Raw genomic sequence first — 18921 nt, 5'->3', positions numbered from 1 at the left:
CGCGAACCGCGAGACGTGAGCGCCGTCCACGAGGGCGGCAACCACGGGCCGGGGCCCACCCCGAGGCTCACCGCCCGCGCAGCCGCCGTACCAGAATGCTCGCGTCGCCCCGGGACTCGAGGTCCGCGAGCACGACCGCGACGGCCTCGCGCACGATCCGCCCGCGGTCCACCGCGAGCCCGTGCTCACCGCGCAGCACGAGCCGCGCGTGCTCGAGGTCCATCAGCTCTTCGGCGGAGACATACACGGTGATCTTCTCGTCGTGCCGCTCGCGTCCGCTGGGCCGCCGCGCGGCCCGCGCACGCTTGCGCGCGGCGGAGGAGTCCGACTTGGCCGCACCCTTGGCCCGCGGACCGTCCTCGGCGGACGGCTCCTCCGCGGACCGCGTGCGGGAGGCCGCACCCGACTCCGCGTCGGCAGGCGCGTGTTCGGCCTCGTCGGGGGCGGCGCCGGAGGCCGCGGCCGCCGCGTCGCTCTCACCGGCCGGCGCGGGCACCCGCGCCTCGCCGTTGTTCGTCGTCTTGCGCGGAGTCGACGACTGAAGCGCCATCCCCCCGGTCGTACGGAACAGTTCGTCGGCCCCCGGCAGACTCACTCGGCGTGACACCGGGCGAGCACCTCCCTGGCGAGCTGACGGTAGGCGGCCGCACCAACGGAGTTGGAGGCGTACGTGGTGATCGGCTCACCGGCGACCGTGGTCTCCGGGAAGCGGACCGTCCGCCCGATCACCGTGTGGTAGACGTGATCGTCGAAGGCCTCGACGACGCGCGCGAGCACCTCACGGCTGTGCACCGTGCGCGAGTCGTACATCGTCGCGAGGATGCCGTCCAACTCCAGGTCGGGGTTGAGACGTTCCTGCACCTTCTCGATCGTCTCGGTGAGCAGCGCGACACCGCGAAGCGCGAAGAACTCGCACTCGAGCGGCACGATCACCTTGTGCGCGGCAGTAAGCGCGTTCACGGTCAGCAGACCGAGGGACGGCTGACAGTCGATCACGATGTAGTCGTAGTCCTGCATCAGCGGCTTGAGCGCGCGCTGCAGCGTGGACTCGCGGGCGACCTCGGAGACCAGCTGGACCTCCGCCGCCGACAAGTCGATATTGCTCGGCAGCAGGTCCATGTTGGGCACCGCGGTCTTCAGGAGCACCTCGTCGGCCGCCATGCCCCGCTCCATGAGCAGGTTGTAGACGGTGAGGTCGAGCTCCATCGGGTTGACGCCCAGACCGACCGAGAGCGCACCTTGCGGGTCGAAGTCGACGAGCAGCACGCGACGTCCGTACTCCGCGAGCGCCGCACCCAGGTTGATGGTCGACGTGGTCTTGCCGACGCCGCCCTTCTGGTTGCACATCGCGATGATCTTCGCGGGCCCGTGGTCCGTCAGCGGACCCGGGATCGGGAAGTACGGCAGCGGCCGTCCCGTCGGACCGATACGCTCCCGGCGCTGACGGGCAGCGTCCGGGGCCAGCGTGGCCGCGTATTCGGGGTCGGGCTCGTACTCGGCGTCGGGGTCGTAGAAGTGCCCCTCGGGCAGTTCGTCGTAGTCGGCGAAGTGCGTCGGGGTCTCACCACTCCGGTCGCCGGCCATGGCGTTCACTTGATGGCCATCCATGCTCTGGTGGGCGTTCAGCGTCTGCGTGGGGCGCTGCGTGTTCTGTCGCTCGGCGAAGGTACGTACGGCGACTGAGCCGACAGCGCCGACAGTTTCGAACCCTGAGGGGCCCGACTCCTGCGCAGGCATTCCTGGTTGGCCACCCCCGGGAGTAAATGTCGACTCATTCACAAGTCGTCTTACCTCCTTGGGTGACCAGGAACATTTATCGATAGGTCAGCGTGACACCATGCCGACGGTTGGCGACTCTATGGCGTGTCACCGGTCCGCAGCAACACAATCCGCCGGACCCGGCCCGATGTGTCGGCAAAGGAACAGCCGCCTGTCAAGGGTGGACGGAGGGCGCACAGCGACCTGTCGACTGGTTTCACGGGTGTGCGAAACGGTTAAACAGTTACGTTCGAGGCGAGTTGATCGCCCCTCACAAACGTGACCGGATACACAGACGGCCGGACCTTGCGAACAAGGTCCGGCCGCTTGCGTCGGGTTGACGCGGGGCGTTGACCGATCAACCGTGAAACGTGCTCGGTTCAGCCGAGAAGCGTGCTCAGCTCGACGTGCTCCATGCCGTGCGCCTCGGCAACGGGACCGTAAACGACCTGTCCCTCATGGGTGTTGAGGCCCAGCGCGAGCGCGGGGTCGCGGCGCAGCGCCTCCACCCAGCCGTGGTTGGCGAGTTCGATGATGTACGGCAGCGTCGCGTTGGTCAGCGCGTACGTCGAGGTGTTCGGGACGGCGCCCGGCATGTTGGCCACGCAGTAGAAGACCGAGTTGTGGACCTTGAAGGTCGGCTCGGCGTGCGTGGTCGGGTGCGAGTCCTCGAAGCAGCCGCCCTGGTCGATCGCAATGTCGACAAGAACACTTCCGGGCTTCATCCGCGAGACGAGCTCGTTGGTGACCAGCTTCGGGGCCTTGGCGCCGGGGATGAGCACCGCACCGATCACGAGGTCGGCGTCGAGGACGGCCTTCTCGAGCTCGAAGGCGTTGGACATGATCGCGCGCACCTTGGTGCCGAAGATCTTGTCGGCCTCGCGCAGCTTGTTGACGTCACGGTCGAGCAGGGTGACGTGGAAGCCGAGCCCGACGGCGATCTGCGTGGCGTTCCAGCCGGAGACACCGCCGCCGATGACGACGGCCTTGCCCGGGTGGGTGCCCGGCACGCCGCCCGGCAGCACGCCGCGGCCGCCGGCCGAGGCCATCAGGTGGTAGGCGCCGACCTGCGGGGCGAGACGGCCCGCGACCTCGGACATCGGGGCGAGCAGCGGCAGCGCGCGGTTCGCGGTCTCGACGGTCTCGTACGCGATGGCCGTGGTGCCCGACTCCAGGAGCGCGTCGGTGCACTCCTTGGAGGCGGCCAGGTGCAGGTACGTGAAGAGCGTCTGGTCCTTGCGGAGGCGGTGGTACTCCTCCGCGATCGGCTCCTTGACCTTGAGCAGCAGGTCGGCGGTGGCCCAGACCTCGTCGGCGGTCGGCAGGATCGTCGCGCCCGCGGCGGTGAACTCCTCGTTCGTGATCGAGGAGCCGACACCGGCGTCGTGCTCGATGAAGACCTGGTGGCCGTGGCGCACGAGCTCGTGCACGCCGGCGGGGGTGATCGCCACCCGGAACTCGTTGTTCTTGACCTCGCGGGGGATGCCGACCTTCATCGTCGATCACGGTCCTTGGGCTCAGGGAAAATCACGGGCATAGGTACGCAAACCCGAACGCAGAGAGCGCACCGGGCAGAGGCCGCAGAAGTAGGCGGCGGAGCCAGTCTAATGAAGGATGTCGCGCTGTCTAGCCTTTGAAAGCTTCAATCTGATCTGAATGCACTACGGATTTCGTAGGCCATCGGCTCCAGCCACCCACAACACCACCTCTGCCGCCCCGTACGGGGCCCGTCCTACTGCGCTCCGTGCAGTTCTTCTCCCAGCATGCGCTCGGCGGCGGCCCGGTGCAGACCGGCCGCGGCGCTGTCCCCGAGCCGGTCCAGGGTGTCCGCGAGCCGCACCTGGAGCGCGGCCTGCAGCCGTACGTCCTCGGCCTTGCGCGCCCACTCCACCGCGAGCCGGCAGGTCTCGAGGGACTCCTCGGGCCGTCCCGCGTACTCCTGCACCCGGGCCATCTCGCTCAACGCCCTTGCATACGAAGGCACATCGGCCTCCTTGCGGTAGCCGGCCGCGGCCGAGCGCCAGTTGCGCAGCGCCTCGCCGTACTGGCCCGCATACGTGTGCACGGTCCCGAGCCGCCCGTACAGACGCGCCGCCTCGGCCCGCTCGTCGCGCGCGAGCCGCTGGGCCAGCGCACGCCCGAACCAGTCGGCCGCCCGGTACCAGTCCCCCAGCTCCTGATAGGCGCCGCCGATGGATTCCATGGCGCGCCCGGTGGCATACGGGTCGGCGGCCGCACGCGCGGTGTCGAGAGCGGCGCGATAGCGGGTGAGCGCCTCCTGGGTGCGGCCGGTCTGCGCGTCCAGGTCCGCGAGGTTCAGGAGCGCGGCCGCCTTCTCGCGCGGCAGCTCGCGCCGCGTGGCCACGTCGAGGACCAGACCATGGATTCCGTACAGCTCGGGAGCGGCCGCCTCGGTGCCCCGGTGGGCCACGAGCGCGCGGGTCAGCGCGGCCATCAACCGCCGTGCCAGCGTGTCGAGTTCACCGTCGGCGACCGCGAGCCGCGCCGACGCGAGCAGCGCACTCTGCCGGATCCGCAGCCACTGAGCGGCCGCCTCGGGATTCGGAAACCGCAGCGCACGCGGCAGTCCGGCGAGCTTCCTGCGGGCGGGCGACCCGTCGGGCTCGGTCACGGCCCGGCAGGACTGGAGCAGCCGTACGGTCCGCTCCAGCATCCGGGCCCGGGCCAGCTGCACCTCGGCGGGCCGGTCCTTGGCCTCCGTGAGCGCCTTGAGCAGCGGGTGCAGGGACCCCGGCACCACGTACTGCTCGGGCAGCCCGCCCACGGTCCGCAGCAGCCCGAGCTCGGTGAAGTCCTCCAGCGTGGTCCGCGCGGCCGAGACCGAGCAGCCGGCGAGCGCGGAGGCGGTGTGCGGGTCGGCGAGCCCGGCCGGCGCGAGGGAGAGCAGTCGCAGTATCCGGGCGGCAGGAGCGGGCAGCGACTCGTAGACGAAGCGGAAGACGCGCGCGAGCGGATCCGTGGCGGCGGTCTCGTCCTCGGGAACGTGCCGCAGCGCCTTCGAGAGCTCCGCGACGGAGGCCTTGGGCCGGGCCGCGAGCCAGCCGCCGGCGAGCACCAGGGCCGCGGGCTGATGGGCGCACAGCTCGGCGAGGGATTCGGCGGCCCGCGGGTCGACGGTGATGCGCACGGATCCCGTGTAGCCGCTCAGAAGCTCCAGAGCGGACTTGGTGTCGAGACCGCCGAGCGTGCAGGGACGCACGTCCGCGAGGCCGGTGAGCGGGCCCTCGGCGGTCGCGACGACCAGGCAGTCGGAGGAGTCCGGCAGCAGCGGCTCGACCTGCTCGGCGTCCGCCGCACCGTCCAGGATCAGGATCACTCTGCGTACGGAAAGGGCGGTGCGCAGCGACTCGGCGAGCTCGTCCTCGGCGGCGCCCGGCGGAGTCGGGAAGTCGAGCGCGCCGAGCAGCTCCCGCGCGGTGCGTTCGGTGGGCACCTGGGTGCCGTCGGGCTCGGCGAGCGCGGCGCGCAGGATCCCGTCCGGGTAGCGGCCGACGAGCCGGCCTGCCAGTTCCTCGGCGAGCGCGGTGCGGCCCGAGCCGGGCCTGCCCGCGATCAGGAGGATGCGCGCGCGAGGCGGCTTCCTGCCCGCGGCGAGGGTGTCGAGCCCGGTGCGCTCGATGTCGGCGCGCAGCTCCTTCAACTCCCGCTGCCGGCCGACGAACTCCGGGGACGCGGTACGGCCTCGCTCGAGCTCACCCTCGGCCCGCACCGATGTGTGGGTGTCCACCGCCTGATCCGTCACGGGCCATGCTCCCGTCAAGCCGCGCCGCCACGACCGCGGCTGCGGCCGGGGAAGAGAGACGGGCGCCGGGGTCGAATCCAGCGCATTCCGTCGAGGCGAGCCTAGTTCACGCATCGTGACGAAAGCCGGGGAGCGCGGCGGACAGATCCCTCGATCGGATCAGCCGATGGTCACACCGGGACTCAGGCTTCGAAGGGCCGGGCCGGCCAGGGCGCCTCTGCCGGCCGCAGCGCCTCGATGCCGTCGCCCGCCTGTGCGGCGACCAGTGCGAGCACGCCCACGACCAGGCAGCTGTTGTGCAGCTCACCGGCAAGGACACCGCGGACGAGCTCGTCGAGGGGCACCCGCTTGATCTCCATGTCCGCCTCTTCCTCGGACACCGCGAAGCGCCGGCCCTCGGCCTCGGAGAGATCGCGTGCGAGGAACACGCGTACGGCTTCGTCGCTGCCGCCCGGCGACGTGTACCAGTCCGTGAGCACCCGCCAGTCCTCGGCCTTGACGTGCGCCTCCTCGTACAGCTCGCGCTGCGCGGCGTGCAGCGGGTTCTCGCCGGGGACGTCGAGCAGTCCGGCCGGGATCTCCCACAGCTTGTGGCGCACGGGGTGGCGGTACTGGCGGATCACCAGGACGCGGCCGAGGTCGTCGAGCGCGAGCACCGCCACGGAGCCGGGGTGCACCTGGTAGTCACGGCGTGCGACGGTCCCGTCGGGCATGACCACGTCGTCGGTGCGGACGCTGGTCTTGTTGCCGGTGAAGGGCGTCGTGGTGGCCGTGATCTGCCATTCCTCGGCGGTGTCCCTGATCGACATGTCGTACGTCCTCCCGCAGGCCAGAACACAGAAAACCGGGGTACGCGCCCCGAAGGGTGCGTACCCCGGCAACCGTATCGCCTGGAGATTACTTACCGGTCTTGCGCTCCACGGCGGCCTTCACCAGGCCCGCGAACAGCGGGTGCGGACGCGTCGGGCGCGAGCGCAGCTCCGGGTGGGCCTGCGTGGCCACCAGGTAGGGGTGGACCTCGCGCGGGTACTCGACGTACTCGACAAGCTTGTTGTCCGGGGACGTACCGGAGAACAGGATGCCGGCCTTCTTCTCGAGGTCCGCGCGGTAGGCGTTGTTGACCTCGTAGCGGTGGCGGTGTCGCTCCTCGACGTACTCCTTGCCGTCGTACACCTCGCGCACGATCGAGCCCTCGGCGAGCTTCGCCGGGTACATGCCGAGCCGCATGGTGCCGCCCATGTCGCCCTCGCCGGCCACGATGTCGAGCTGCTCGGCCATCGTGGAGATGACCGGGTGCGCGGTGGCCGAGTCGAACTCGGTGGAGTTGGCGTCCGGGATGTCGGCCAGGTTCCGTGCGGCCTCGATCACGATGCACTGCAGGCCGAGGCAGAGGCCGAGCAGCGGGATCTTGTTCTCACGGGCGTACGTGATGGCGCCGACCTTGCCGTTCACACCGCGGTCGCCGAAGCCGCCGGGGATGCAGATCGCGTCCACGTCGCCGAGCTGCTTCTTGGCACCGGCCGGGGTCTTGCAGTCGTCCGACGTGACCCACTTGATCTTCACGCGGGCCTTGTTGGCGAAACCGCCGGCGCGCAGCGCCTCCGTGACCGAGAGGTAGGCGTCGGGCAGGTCGATGTACTTGCCGACCAGCGCGACCGTGACCTCGTGGTTCGGGTTGTGGACGCGGTCGAGCAGGTCGTCCCACTGCGTCCAGTTGACGTCGCGGAACGGCAGGTCGAGCTTGCGGACCACGTACGCGTCCAGGCCCTCGGTGTGCAGGACCTTCGGGATGTCGTAGATCGACTTGGCGTCGATGGCGGCGACCACGGCGGCCTCGTCGACGTCGCACATCAGCGAGATCTTGCGCTTGATGGACATCGGGACGTCGCGGTCGGCGCGCAGCACGATCGCGTCCGGCTGGATACCGATGTTGCGCAGCGCGGCGACGCTGTGCTGGGTCGGCTTGGTCTTCAGCTCGCCGGAGGGGCCGATGTAGGGAAGCAGCGAGATGTGCACGACGAAGACGTTGTCGCGGCCGACCTCGTGGCGGACCTGGCGGACCGTCTCCAGGAACGGAAGCGACTCGATGTCGCCGACCGTGCCGCCGACCTCGGTGATGACGACGTCCACGTCGTCGGTGGCCATGCGGCGGATGCGGTGCTTGATCTCGTTGGTGATGTGCGGGATGACCTGCACGGTGTCACCGAGGTACTCCCCGCGGCGCTCCTTGGCGATGACCGTCGAGTAGACCTGGCCGGTGGTGACGTTGGCCGAGCCGTCGAGGTCGACGTCGAGGAAGCGCTCGTAGTGGCCGATGTCCAGGTCGGTCTCGGCGCCGTCGTTGGTGACGAACACCTCGCCGTGCTGGAACGGGTTCATCGTGCCCGGGTCGACGTTGAGGTACGGGTCGAGCTTCTGCATCGTGACCCGAAGGCCCCGGGCCTTGAGGAGTGCACCCAGGCTGGAGGCCGTCAGGCCCTTGCCGAGGGAGGAGGCGACACCCCCGGTGACGAAGATGTGCTTGGTCGTCGTGGCTTTGGGCGGCATGGCCAAGAGGGGGCTCCCGTGGTCGCGAAGTGACGTGCGTACCGGCGTCTCCAGGTCTCTCCGGAGGTCCGGAGGGGAGGTGCCGTCGCTGCGGTTCGGGGGTTTTTCCACCACCGGTCCACGGGCTACCAGGGTATCAGCGACACGGGGAGCCTGCTTCCGGCCACCCGCGAAGCCACACCGGGACCACCCCGGAACCTCACCGGACCGGCACGTTCCGTGGCCGTGGGTTGACGCCCCGTACGCAGGATTGCGGAGATCACCAAGCCCTCACCCGTTCGGCCGAACCGCTTTGCCTACGGCCCCGTGCAGATCATTAGGGTGCGCGTACCCTGCTCGGAATACGCTGCGAGCCGGCCGGCGAAGGCACCATCCCGCCCGTTTCCGGACCCAAGAGCTCGTCAACGACCCTTGACTGCAACGCAAGCGCCCCGAGGGGGCGGAAGTGGCCGTTCGACTGGAGATTGCACGTGGCCGGGCGCATCGAGGATTACGCACTGATCGGGGACATGCAGACAGCGGCGCTGGTCTGCAGAGACGGCTCGCTCGACTGGCTCTGTCTGCCCCGTTTCGACTCGCACGCGGTCTTCGCGGGCCTGCTCGGGACCGAGGACCACGGCTTCTGGCGCCTGGGACCCGCGCATGGCTCCGACGACAAACCGCCGCCGGCCGACCGGCGTCGCTACCGCGGTGACTCCCTGATCCTGGAGTCCGAGTGGGACACCCCGCGCGGCACGGTCCGCGTGACCGATTTCATGCCGCCGCGCGACGGCGCACCGCAGCTGATCCGGATCGTCGAGGGCGTCAGCGGCCGGGTGCCGATGCGCTCCGCGCTGCGGATGCGCTTCTCGTACGGGCGGATCACGCCCTGGGTGCACAAGGTGGACGGGCGCACGGTGGCGGTCGCCGGGCCCGATTCCGTATGGCTGGACACCCCGGCGGAGACGTACGGCAAGAACCTGACGACGTACTCGGACTTCACCGTCGGACCCGGTGACCGGCTCGCGTTCACGATCAGCTGGGAGCCCTCGCACAAGGAGCCGCCGCCGCTGCCCGAGCCGGAGGCGGCCTTGGAGGCGACCAGCGAGTTCTGGCGCGAGTGGGTCGAGCACTGCACGTATCACGGGCCCTATCGCGAGGCCGTGGTCCGTTCGCTGATCACGCTGAAGGCGCTCACCTACGCGCCGACCGGCGGGATCGTGGCCGCGCCGACCACCTCGCTGCCCGAGGACATCGGCGGCGGCCGCAACTGGGACTACCGCTTCACCTGGCTGCGCGACGCGGCCATCACGCTCTCCTCGCTCCTGCGCACCGGCTACCGCGAGGAGGCCCGCGCCTGGCGCGAGTGGCTCCTTCGCGCGGTGGCGGGCGACCCGGAGAACCTGCAGATCATGTACGGAATCGCCGGTGAACGGGAGCTCGGCGAGAGCGAGTTGGACTGGCTGCCCGGATACGAGAACTCCCAGCCGGTACGCGTCGGCAACGGGGCCGCGCACCAGCTGCAGCTCGATGTGTACGGCGAGGTCACCGAGGCGCTGCATCTCGCGCACATGACCGGGCTCGCCCGCAACGACTACGCGTCCCTGCTCCAGCTCAAGCTGATCCGCTACCTGGAGACCCACTGGGACCAGCCCGACGAGGGCATCTGGGAAGTGCGCGGCCCGCGGCGGCACTTCGTGCACTCCAAGGTGATGGCCTGGGTCGCGGTCGACCGGACCATCAAGCTCATCGAGTCCGGGGACGCGGACGGGCCCCTGGAGCGGTGGCGCGAGCTGCGCGACGACATCCACCGCGATGTCTGCGAGAAGGGCTACGACTCGGAGCGGAACACGTTCACGCAGTCGTACGGCTCGAAGGAGCTGGACGCGTCCCTGCTGCTCATCCCCCAAGTCGGCTTTCTGCCGCCGGACGACAAGCGCGTGGTCGGCACGATCGAGGCGATCCAGCGCGAACTGTCCACGGAGGACGGCTTCGTGCTCCGCTATCCGACCTCCGGGGACGACGCGGGCGTGGACGGTCTGGAGGGCGACGAAGGGGCCTTCCTGGCCTGTTCGTTCTGGCTGGCGGACGATCTCGCGATGATCGGGCGGGTGGACGAGGCACGTGAGCTCTTCGAGAAGCTGCTCTCGCTGCGCAACGATCTCGGGCTGCTCGCCGAGGAGTGGGATCCGCGGCTGCAGCGCCAAGTGGGCAACTTCCCGCAGGCGTTCAGCCATGTGCCCCTGATCGACACGGCGCTGCGGCTCACGGCCTCGGGGGCGTACGGGGGTTAGCACGCTCGGCAATTGCCGGGAACCTTTCGGGCGATGCGTCCCTCCTGGCCTGCCGACGCGGAATCGACAGCGATCCGCGCGCAGGCGAGAGGGACGCATCGTGGTTTCTGCTCCTGGGCACGACACGACGGTTTCCGGCAGGCCCATGCCGGATGACGAAGGCGCCACGCACCGGTGGGTGGAGGTGCGCGGCACGCGGCTGCATATCGCGGAGTACGGCAGGGGCGCACCGCTTCTGCTGCTCCACGGTTTTCCGCAGCACTGGTACGGCTGGCGCAAGGTGGCCGCGCTGCTCGCGGACGGGCACCGGCTGATCGTGCCGGATCTGCGGGGCTTCGGATGGTCGGAGCGGCCGAGGCGCGGTTATGACGCGGACGGTCTGGCCGCGGACATGCTCGCGCTGCTCGACGCGCTCGGTCTGGAACGGGTGGGGCTCGTGGGGCACAGCTGGGGAGCGCATGTCGGGTTCCGGCTGTGCCTGCGCGCGCCCGAGCGGTTCTCCGGGTATCTGGCGCTCAACATGACGCACCCCTGGCCGCGGCACCGGGCCGTGGTGCCGAATCTGTGGCGGATGTGGTTCACCGCGTTCCTGGAGTACCCGGTGCTCGGCCGGCTCGTGCTGCGGCACTGGCCCGGCTTCACGCGCTTTCTGCTCCGCCGGCAGGTCGCCGATCCGGCGGTCTGGCGGCCGGAGGAACTCACGGAGTTCGCGGCGGCGGCGCAGGTGAGTGCGCAGGCCGGGCAGGCGATGTTCTGGCAGTACGTGCTGCGTGATGTGCCCGGGCTGCTGCGGGGTTCCTGGAAGCAGCACCGGCTGCGGGTGCCCACGGTGCTGCTCGGCGGTGCGCAGGATCCGGTGATCGCTCCGTCGCTGCTGGCCGGCGGGGAGAGCAGGTCGGACGATCTGACCGTGCGGATCGTGCCCGGGGCCGGTCACCATCTGCCGCAGGAACGGCCCGAGGAGGTCGCCGAGGCGGCCAGGAAGCTGTTCGCCAGGGTGTAGTCAGGCGCCGGGCCTGAGGCGGGCCCGCTGTTCCACGGTGCGCAGGAAGGCCCGGCCGCGCCGCCGCCCCAACAGGGGCGCGTAGAGCCGCTGTACGGGACGCAGGGCGGACGGACGCGTGGCGCCGAGCACGGCGAAGCGTGTGCCGTCCCCTTCCCGTACGGCGGCCATTCCGCCCACGATCAGGCCGGACTGCATCAGGCACCAGCCCGGTGCGAGCCGTACCTCGAAGGCGTCCCGGGTGCGCAGGGGTCCCACAGCGACCGCCTCCTTGCGGTCGCTGTCCCCCGGCGGCACCCGGAACTCCCGCAGCAGCGGGACGAGATGAGGCAGCTCGCCGGCCAGGTCGGCGGCGACCGCCCACACCTGTTCGTACGGCAGGGCGAGCCGCTCCTCGGCGTACAGGCCCGCGCCGAGGCCCGCGGCGAGGACGCGCAGCCGCGTCACCGGGTCCGTGCTCATGCCGCCTCCTGACGGGTGCCGAGCGGGTTCACTGCGACCACGACGTGCGGAACAGCGAACGCGCCCGGTGCAGCCGGGACTTGACCGTGCCGGGAGCGACGCCGAGCACCTGGGCCGCGCTGCGCTCGTCGAGCCCTTCCAGCTCCCGCAGCACCAGGACGGCGCGGTACTGCACGGGCAGCCGGGAGAGCACATCGCGGACCTCCGCCGACAGTTCGGTGCCGCCGTCCGTCCGCAGGCCGCCGAGCCGGGCCAGTTCGTCGGGCTCGACGGGGCGCTCGACCACGGTACGGCGTGCCACGCGCACCGCCTCGCGCACGGTGACGGTGCGCACCCAGCCATAGAACGCCCCCGGATCGCGCAGTCCGCGCAGCGCCTTGAACACGGCCATGAGCGATTCCTGTACGGCGTCCGCGGTGTCGGACGGGGCGATCGGGCGGCACAGCCGGGTGACGTACGGCGTGACCTGGGTCAGGAGTTCGTCCATCGCCAGGGCGTCGCCCTGCTGTGCGGCCCGTACGAGGGCGGCCGTCGTCTCCCACAGGGTGCTGTCCCCGCCCGGTCCGTCGGCCACTCGTCCCTCCCCCGGCGTCGCGGGGAGCCTACAGCTTCCCGATCACCTCCCGGGCGGCGCGCTCGCCTTCGGTGGCGCCGCCTTCCATGAAGCCCTGGAAGTCGTACGCGCAGTGCTCGCCCGCGATGTGGACATTGCCCTGCGGGGTGCCCTCGTAGTTCGCGTACCGGCTGACGTAGCCGACCGGCCAGCCCGAATAGGCGCCCTGGGCAAGGGGGTTGCGGTGCCAGGCCGAGAGCTGGGCCTTCCCCGTCCAGGCCGCCTTCGTACCGGGGAAGATCTTGTCGATGCCGGTGAGCCGGCTGTTCGCCAGAGTGCGTACGTACGCGTCCGACTCGGTGGCGAACGGGCTGCCGGGAGCGAGGGCCGCGGCCCTGCTGCCGCTGTTGAACTGGATGAGGATGCCGCCGCTGCCCGCCTGCGCCTTGGTGGTGTCCCAGACCTGCTGGAGCACGTCACCCGTGAAGGTGTCGCCCGCCGAGACACCGGGCCAGGGGCCGGTGCCGTGCCAAGGGCGGCTGGTGAACTGCATGTTGAGCTTGGTGCAGGTGCCCATCCGGGCGTCGCGCAGGAGATTGCGCATCCGGGTGTCGAACCCGGCCCGGGACAGGTCGAGTTGCTTGAGGATCGGCAGCGGTACGCACAGGATCGTGTGGTCCGCTGTGACGGTGCGGGTGCTCCCGCCCTCGTCGAAGGTCAGCGTCTGTGTGCCGTCGCCGTTGGCCCGTACGGCCTTCAGGGCCCAGCCGTGCCGCAGGGTGTCCGCGGGCAGGGCGTCCCCCATCGCGTGCGGGAGCTGGTCGTTGCCGCCGATGACGTGGTAGCGCTCGTCGGACAGGCCCCAGATGTTGAAGTGGCCGGGATTGGGCTGGTAGCCCATGAGCAGGACGAGCGCGAGCGAGGACTGCTCGGTCGTGTCGAGGCCGTACTCGATGTTGTACGCCACGTCGAAGAACTGGCCGAGCTTGGAGGCGAAGCCGCCGGGGACACGGGACTCGATCCACTCGCGCACGCTCATGTTGTCGAGCAGCGTGCCGTGCGCGGTGGTCTGGTTCCACATCACCTCCCCGGCCTTCTGCAGATCGCTGCGCAGCGCCTGGTAGACGCCCTTGAAGTCCTCGTCGGCCTGGGCGCGCGGGTAGTACGTGCCGTCGAACCAGAGGATCTCCTCGGCGCCGCCCGGTCCGGCCGCGGCGAAGTCCTCGACGCCGAGACCGAAGCGGCGGCACAGTTCGAGCATCTTCTTGTGCCCGGTGTCGATCAGCTCGCCGCCGATCTCCGAGGACTGGCCGTACGCCCAGTGGTCGCGCTGGGTCCATATCCGGCCGCCGACGCGGTCCGGATTCGCCTCGTACAGCGTGCAGTCGAGCCCCGCGTCCTTGAGGGTGAGGGCCGCGGTCAGGCCCGCGATGCCCGCACCGACCACGGCGATCCGGGCGTCCGCGCCCGTCCTGCTGCCCTTCGTGGTGGCGGCGGCCGCCTGGGCGCCGGTCACGGTGAGGCCCGCGCCCGCCACGGCACCGACCGCGGCCGCCCGCTTGAGCAGTTCACGGCGGCCGGTGCCGCCGGGGCGCCTCGCGGCTTCGGCGCGCAGGCCGCGCAGTTCGGCGACGGGAACACCGAGCCGGTCCGCGTCGCGGTGGTCGGCGGCGAGGCGCTTGAGGAGGTGCATCGGGTTGGTGCGTGCCATGAACGGCTCTCCCTCAAAGATGGTCTTGGCGACGGTCAGCTGTGGTCGGCGGTGCGGACGGCCGCGTCGGCCTGCGCCGGGACCGCGGACTCCGGTGCGTCCTCGCGCTCCTGTGCCTCCTCCAGGACGATCCGGCCGATGATCTCGTACTTGTCCGGGCGCTTGGCCTTCAGGAACAGGGCGAGCCCGAGGCCGCCGAAGAAGACGAGGCCGACCACCCAGGGAATGGCCTTGAAGAAGACGGAGTCGGCGGCGAGTCCCGCAGCCGTCTCCATGTTGATCACAAGGAGGACCACGACCGCGATCATGCCGATCCCGCCGAGCAGGGGCGCGGTGAAGGTCTTGAACCAGTGCCGGTCCTCGGGGTGGTTCTTGCGGAAGTAGCCGATGACGGCGAAGGAGCACAGGGTCTGCACGATGAGGATCGCCATCGTGCCGAGGATCGCGAGCAGCGTGTACAGGTGGATGTACGGGTCCTGGTCGGTGAGCCAGAACGCGCCCACCAGGACGACGGCGATGGCCGACTGGACGTACGAGGCGATGTACGGCGATCCGTGCTTGGCGTGCGTACGGCCGAGCGCGGGGTGCAGGAAGCCCTCGCGGCCGATGGCGTACAGATAGCGCGAGGCGCACTGGTGGAAGGCCATGCCGCAGGCGAACGAGCCGGTGATCAGGAGCCATTGGAAGGTGTCCACGGCCCAGCCGCCGATGAAGGAGTTCGCCGGGGCGAAGAACAGGTCGAGCGGGCTCGCGGAGGAGGAGATCTTCACCGAGCCGGACAGGCCGTTGCCCGCGATCGTCATCCAGGAGACGTAGATGTAGAAGATGCCGACCCCGATCACCGAGATCAGCGTGGCGCGCGGGATGACCTTCTTCGGGTTGCGGGACTCCTCGCCGTACATGGCGGTCGACTCGAAGCCGACCCAGGACCAGAACGCGAAGAACAGGCCGAGTCCCGCCGAGGCGCCCGTGAAGGCGTTCTTCGGGTTGATCGGCTCGACCGGGATGCCGTCGGGGCCGCCCCCGTTCAGGAGCACCGCCGTGGCCACGGCGAACAGGACGGCGATCTCGGCGAGCAGCATCACGCCGAGCGCCTTCGCGGTGAGGTTGATGTCGAAGTGCGCCAGGATCCCGGTGACCGCGAGCATCACGGCCGCGTACAGGATCCAGGGCAGATCCCAGCCGAGCTGGTCGGCGACGGTGGTCTTGGTGAAGTACGAGAACACGCCGACGATCGAGGCCTCGAAGACCACGTACGCGAGGACCGCGAGCATGCCCGACGCCATGCCCGCGATGCGGCCGAGGCCGTGCGAGATGTAGCCGTAGAAGGCGCCGGCCGCGGTGATGCGCTTGGCCATGGCGACGTAGCCGACCGAGAACACCGTCAGGACGAGCGTGGCGAAGAGATAGCCGGCGGGTGCGCCGGTGCCGTTGCCGAAGCCGACGGCGATGGGCAGGTTTCCGGTCATCGCGGTGATCGGAGCGGCGGTGGCGACCGCCATGAAGACGACGCCGACCAGACCGACGGAATTCGCCTTGAGGCGGTGGACCTCGCGCTGCGGTGCGCCCGTACCCGGGGAGGAAGCTGTCATGTCCGCGCAGCCTGGCCCGGAGTGACGCAGGCCACAACGGACAGGAAGTCGCGCAATCGGCCGGTGGGGGCGACGAGTTGTCCACTTCGGAGCAGTGGGGCGAGCGGCTGTGATCGGCCGGTGATGTTCCGGAAACGCAGCCGCAGGTAGCGTCCGGAATATGAACATCCAGGGGGCTGCCAACGGCGGCGGGATCACGGTCCAGCGGGCGCTCGAACTGCCCGGCCTGCGCAGCGGGCTGCCCGAGGTCGTCGTCGGTGCGGAGCGCCTGCAGCGCACGGTGCGCTGGGTGCACGCGGGCGAGGTGCCCAATATCGCCTCGCTGCTCAAGGGCGGCGAGCTGCTCCTGACCACCGGCCTCGGCCTCGGCACCCGCCCGGCCGAGCAGCGCGCCTTCGTGCGCAAGCTGGCCGAGCGGCAGATCGCGGCGCTCGTGGTCGAACTCGGACCGCGTTTCGCCCGGCTGCCCGCCGCGATCGTGGACACCGCGCGCACCGCCGGACTCCCGCTGGTCCAGCTGCATCGCGAGGTGCCGTTCGTGACGGTCACCGAGGAGATCCACACCGAGATCGTCAACGGGCACTACACGCTGCTCCAGCAGGCCGAGGAGGTGCACCGGCGCTGTACGCAGGCGCTGCTCGGCGGGGGCGGGGTGCCCCAGGTCCTGGCGATCCTGGCGGAGTTCACGGCCAACCCGGTGTTCCTGGAGACGGCCGACGGACAGCTCCTGTACGGGGCGGGGTCACCCGGCGCCGGGATGGACCCGCTGCAGGTCTGGGAGGGGCTGCGGGGGCGCTCGAAGGAGTCGGGGACGCCGGCGAACGCGGTGCTCGTGGACGTGCCCGGGTCCGGCGGCGCCTCCGCGGGGAGCGCCGCCGGGACCGTACGGGCCCGTATCGCGCTGCTCGCGGTGGGCTCGCCGCTCCTTCCGGTGCACCGGATCGCGGCCGAGCGCGCGGCCGGGATCCTGGCGGTCGTCCTGATGCAGGCGCGCCAGGAGGAGGAGCTCGCGGCGCGCGGACGCGGGGACTTCCTGACCGATCTCGCCGAAGGCCGTATCGCCGCCGAGGGCGCGCCGGGGCAGGCGCGCGTGCTCGGCTTCAAGCCCGGCGAAGGACCGCTGCTCCCGGTGGTGATGCGGCTGCCGGACGACACGGTCGCCTTTGCGCCGGGCGGTGGCTGGGCGGTGCTCGCGCGGGCGGTCTCGGAGGAGCTCGCGGCGGTGGGCGTGCCGGTCCTGGTCGGCGTACGGCCGGTGGAGGGGCGGGTTCCGCTGCTGCTCGGGCTGCGTACGGAGTCCGAGCGGACGGCCGTGGCCGACCGGGTCGCGGCCGCGCTGCGGGCGGGGGTCGAGCGGGCCGGAATGCGCTCGGCGGGCCGCGCCCCGGTGGTCGTGGTCGGGGTCGCGGGCGGCTGGGTGACGGCGTCGGCGGGGCTGCGGCACGCGGCCGAGACGGCGACGGCCGCGCAGGGTCTGTCCGACCGGCCCTGGTACGACGCGCGGCGCCTGGACACGGAGCTGCTGCTCTGGCGGCTGCGCGAGCATCCCGACCTGGCGGCGTTCGTGGAGCGGGCGATCGGGCCGCTGCAGGAGCACGACGCCCGCTCGAAGGCGCCGCTCCTGCCGACCCTGGAGACCTATCTGACGCACGCGGGCCGCAAGGCGGAGACGGCCCGCGAACTGCACCTCAACCGCCAGACGCTCTACAACCGCCTGGCCCGCATCGCCGAACTCCTGGGCACGGACCTGGACGACCCGCAGACGGTCCTCGCGTTGAGCTTGGCGCTGCGGGCTCGGCGGTTGGTGAACCATAGCCCCGCCGGCGTTTGAGGCGATCCGAGCGAAGCTCGGATGCGGGGGTGCAGGGGGCGAAGCCCCCGCGGTCCCACCCACCCTGGGGGCTCCGCAAACAGGGGTCCGGGGGCGAAGCCCTCGGTTTCGGGAAGGGGCGGGGAGAAAGACCCGCCGCAGGCGCCACCGGCCCGCACCCGACAGCGAGACCGAGGCCTCACCGCACCAACGGCTGCGTCAACTCGTCGTACACGCTGAGGATCTGCGCCACCGTCTCGTCCTCCGTCGGCCACGTCGCCGCCTGCGCAAGACCCTCCGCCCGCAGCCACGCCCGCCGCCCGGGGTTCGCGAGCAGGACCTCGACCGCGCGGGCCAGGGCGCGGGCATCGCCGTACGGGACGAGTTCCGCGGCGTCGCCGACCAGTTCGGGCAGCCCGCCGACGGCCGTCGCGACCAGCGGCACGCCCGCGTGCAGGGCCTCGTGGGCGAGCACGGAGCGCGACTCCCACCGGCTGGGCAGCAGCGCCACATCGGCGGCGGTGAGCAGTTCGGGTACGTCGTCACGCCGCCCGACGAGCCGTACCGGAAGTCCCTCCGTGTCGATCCGCCGCTGCAGCGCGCCCCGTTCGGGCCCTTCGCCCGCCACGACGAGCAGCGGCACCGGATCGAGGCGCAGCCAGGCCCGCGCGGCGTCCAGGAGCGTGTCGTAACCGCGGTGCGGCTCCAGGGAGCCGACCGCGAGCAGCAACGGGCGCTCCACGGCGCCCAGTTCGGCCCGCGCCTGGTGCTTGAGCCGGTCGGGATCGTCGTGCCCGGGCGCCACGGGCCGGCGCGGCGCGGGGAACGCGATGGGAGCGAGCCGCGCGTCACGTGCACCCCGGCTGCGCGCCCGGTCGACCAGATCGGACGAGGTGCCGAGCACCACGGCCGAGGCCCTGGCCACCCGCCGCTCGATCAGCCGAAGCAGATGGGCGCGCGCCCCTTCCGCGTACGCCCGCGTATGCCAGGTCACCACCAAGGGCGTACGCCGGGGCGTACCGCTCTTTCCGCGCGCGAGCGAGGACCGTACGGCGGCGTGCAGTCCATGGGCGTGGACCAAATCGGCGTCGGCACAGGCGGCCCGCAGCGCGGCCACGGAGACCGGGTCGGCGCGCCGCGGCACGGGCACGAACTGCGCGCCCGCCGCGGTGAATCCGTACCGCTCGTCCAGCTCGGGCGGTGCGCACACCGTCACCCGCACCCCGCGTGCGACGAGTCCCCCGGCGAGCGACCTGACGTGCACAGAGCTGCCCGCGCTGCCGCCACCGAGCACTTGCACGGTGCGCAGCGGGCTCCTGCCCTGCGACGGCTGGCTGCTCAGGTGGCTCACTCGCCCGGTACTCCCGAATCGGCGTGGATGGTCCGGCAGTTGGCGCCGGCGGCGCGGGCGCGCCGAGGCGCGGCCCGCGAAGTGCTCCGCCAAGGATG

Annotated in this window: 14 protein-coding genes; 3 read left to right on the top strand and 11 right to left on the bottom strand. The window is 71.0% G+C overall.

Annotated elements, in window-relative coordinates:
- Positions 1–67: 67 nt before the first annotated feature.
- The 6 genes from H9Y04_RS22225 to pyrG all read right to left on the bottom strand — a co-directional run bounded on the left by H9Y04_RS22225 (position 68) and on the right by pyrG (position 8068).
- Positions 68–607, bottom strand: a complete 540-nt coding sequence (locus H9Y04_RS22225; protein WP_187815744.1) for a hypothetical protein — start codon at positions 605–607, stop codon at positions 68–70.
- Complete coding sequence (locus H9Y04_RS22220) at positions 592–1737, bottom strand: ParA family protein (protein WP_187815743.1); 1146 nt, start codon at positions 1735–1737, stop codon at positions 592–594. The genes H9Y04_RS22225 and H9Y04_RS22220 overlap by 16 nt, the downstream gene beginning before the upstream one ends.
- A 401-nt stretch (positions 1738–2138) precedes the next feature.
- Positions 2139–3254 carry an alanine dehydrogenase gene (ald, locus tag H9Y04_RS22215; protein ID WP_187815742.1) on the bottom strand — a complete coding sequence of 372 codons (1116 nt, stop codon included), beginning with the start codon at positions 3252–3254 and terminating at the stop codon, positions 2139–2141.
- 236 nt (positions 3255–3490) lie between these two features.
- Positions 3491–5521, bottom strand: a complete 2031-nt coding sequence (locus H9Y04_RS22210; protein WP_438818131.1) for a tetratricopeptide repeat protein — start codon at positions 5519–5521, stop codon at positions 3491–3493.
- A gap of 182 nt (positions 5522–5703) precedes the next feature.
- The gene (locus tag H9Y04_RS22205; RefSeq protein ID WP_187815740.1) at positions 5704–6330 is read right to left on the bottom strand and encodes an NUDIX domain-containing protein; all 627 of its coding nucleotides are present in this window, start codon (positions 6328–6330) and stop codon (positions 5704–5706) included.
- Between the two features lie 88 nt (positions 6331–6418).
- Positions 6419–8068 (bottom strand): CTP synthase, encoded by a 1650-nt coding sequence (pyrG, locus tag H9Y04_RS22200; RefSeq protein WP_187815739.1) that lies wholly within the window; start codon positions 8066–8068, stop codon positions 6419–6421.
- Positions 8069–8538: 470 nt separating this feature from the next.
- Here pyrG and H9Y04_RS22195 point away from each other — a divergent pair, with 470 nt between their 5' ends.
- Together H9Y04_RS22195 and H9Y04_RS22190 are read left to right on the top strand one after the other, a co-directional pair.
- Positions 8539–10341, top strand: a complete 1803-nt coding sequence (locus tag H9Y04_RS22195) for a glycoside hydrolase family 15 protein (protein WP_187815738.1) — start codon at positions 8539–8541, stop codon at positions 10339–10341.
- Positions 10342–10486: 145 nt separating this feature from the next.
- Positions 10487–11344, top strand: a complete 858-nt coding sequence (locus tag H9Y04_RS22190) for an alpha/beta fold hydrolase (protein ID WP_187815737.1) — start codon at positions 10487–10489, stop codon at positions 11342–11344.
- On the opposite strand, the gene H9Y04_RS22185 is transcribed toward H9Y04_RS22190, so the two are convergent.
- The 4 genes from H9Y04_RS22185 to H9Y04_RS22170 are packed head-to-tail and all read right to left on the bottom strand — an operon-like array spanning position 11345 to position 15662.
- Positions 11345–11806 carry a hypothetical protein gene (locus tag H9Y04_RS22185; protein WP_187815736.1) on the bottom strand — a complete coding sequence of 154 codons (462 nt, stop codon included), beginning with the start codon at positions 11804–11806 and terminating at the stop codon, positions 11345–11347.
- A gap of 28 nt (positions 11807–11834) precedes the next feature.
- The gene (locus tag H9Y04_RS22180) at positions 11835–12380 is read right to left on the bottom strand and encodes an RNA polymerase sigma factor (protein WP_308801066.1); all 546 of its coding nucleotides are present in this window, start codon (positions 12378–12380) and stop codon (positions 11835–11837) included.
- Positions 12381–12408: 28 nt separating this feature from the next.
- The gene (locus H9Y04_RS22175; protein ID WP_187815735.1) at positions 12409–14070 is read right to left on the bottom strand and encodes a flavin monoamine oxidase family protein; all 1662 of its coding nucleotides are present in this window, start codon (positions 14068–14070) and stop codon (positions 12409–12411) included.
- 35 nt (positions 14071–14105) lie between these two features.
- Entirely contained in the window at positions 14106–15662 is a 1557-nt protein-coding gene (locus H9Y04_RS22170) for an APC family permease (protein WP_187815734.1), read from the bottom strand.
- A 160-nt stretch (positions 15663–15822) separates the two neighbouring features.
- Here H9Y04_RS22170 and H9Y04_RS22165 point away from each other — a divergent pair, with 160 nt between their 5' ends.
- Positions 15823–17493 (top strand): PucR family transcriptional regulator, encoded by a 1671-nt coding sequence (locus H9Y04_RS22165; protein WP_187815733.1) that lies wholly within the window; start codon positions 15823–15825, stop codon positions 17491–17493.
- Between the two features lie 178 nt (positions 17494–17671).
- Here H9Y04_RS22165 and H9Y04_RS22160 read toward each other — a convergent pair whose 3' ends face one another.
- Positions 17672–18823: a glycosyltransferase family 4 protein gene (locus H9Y04_RS22160; RefSeq protein WP_187815732.1), complete on the bottom strand. Its 1152-nt coding sequence runs from the start codon at positions 18821–18823 to the stop codon at positions 17672–17674.
- Positions 18824–18921 lie beyond the last annotated feature (98 nt).

Source organism: Streptomyces polyasparticus, from assembly GCF_014493765.1.
In the GTDB taxonomy this organism is placed as follows: Bacteria; Actinomycetota; Actinomycetes; order Streptomycetales; family Streptomycetaceae; genus Streptomyces; species Streptomyces polyasparticus.
The sequence above is the reverse complement of the archived record's forward strand: the minus strand, read 5'-3'. Positions and strand labels throughout refer to the sequence as shown.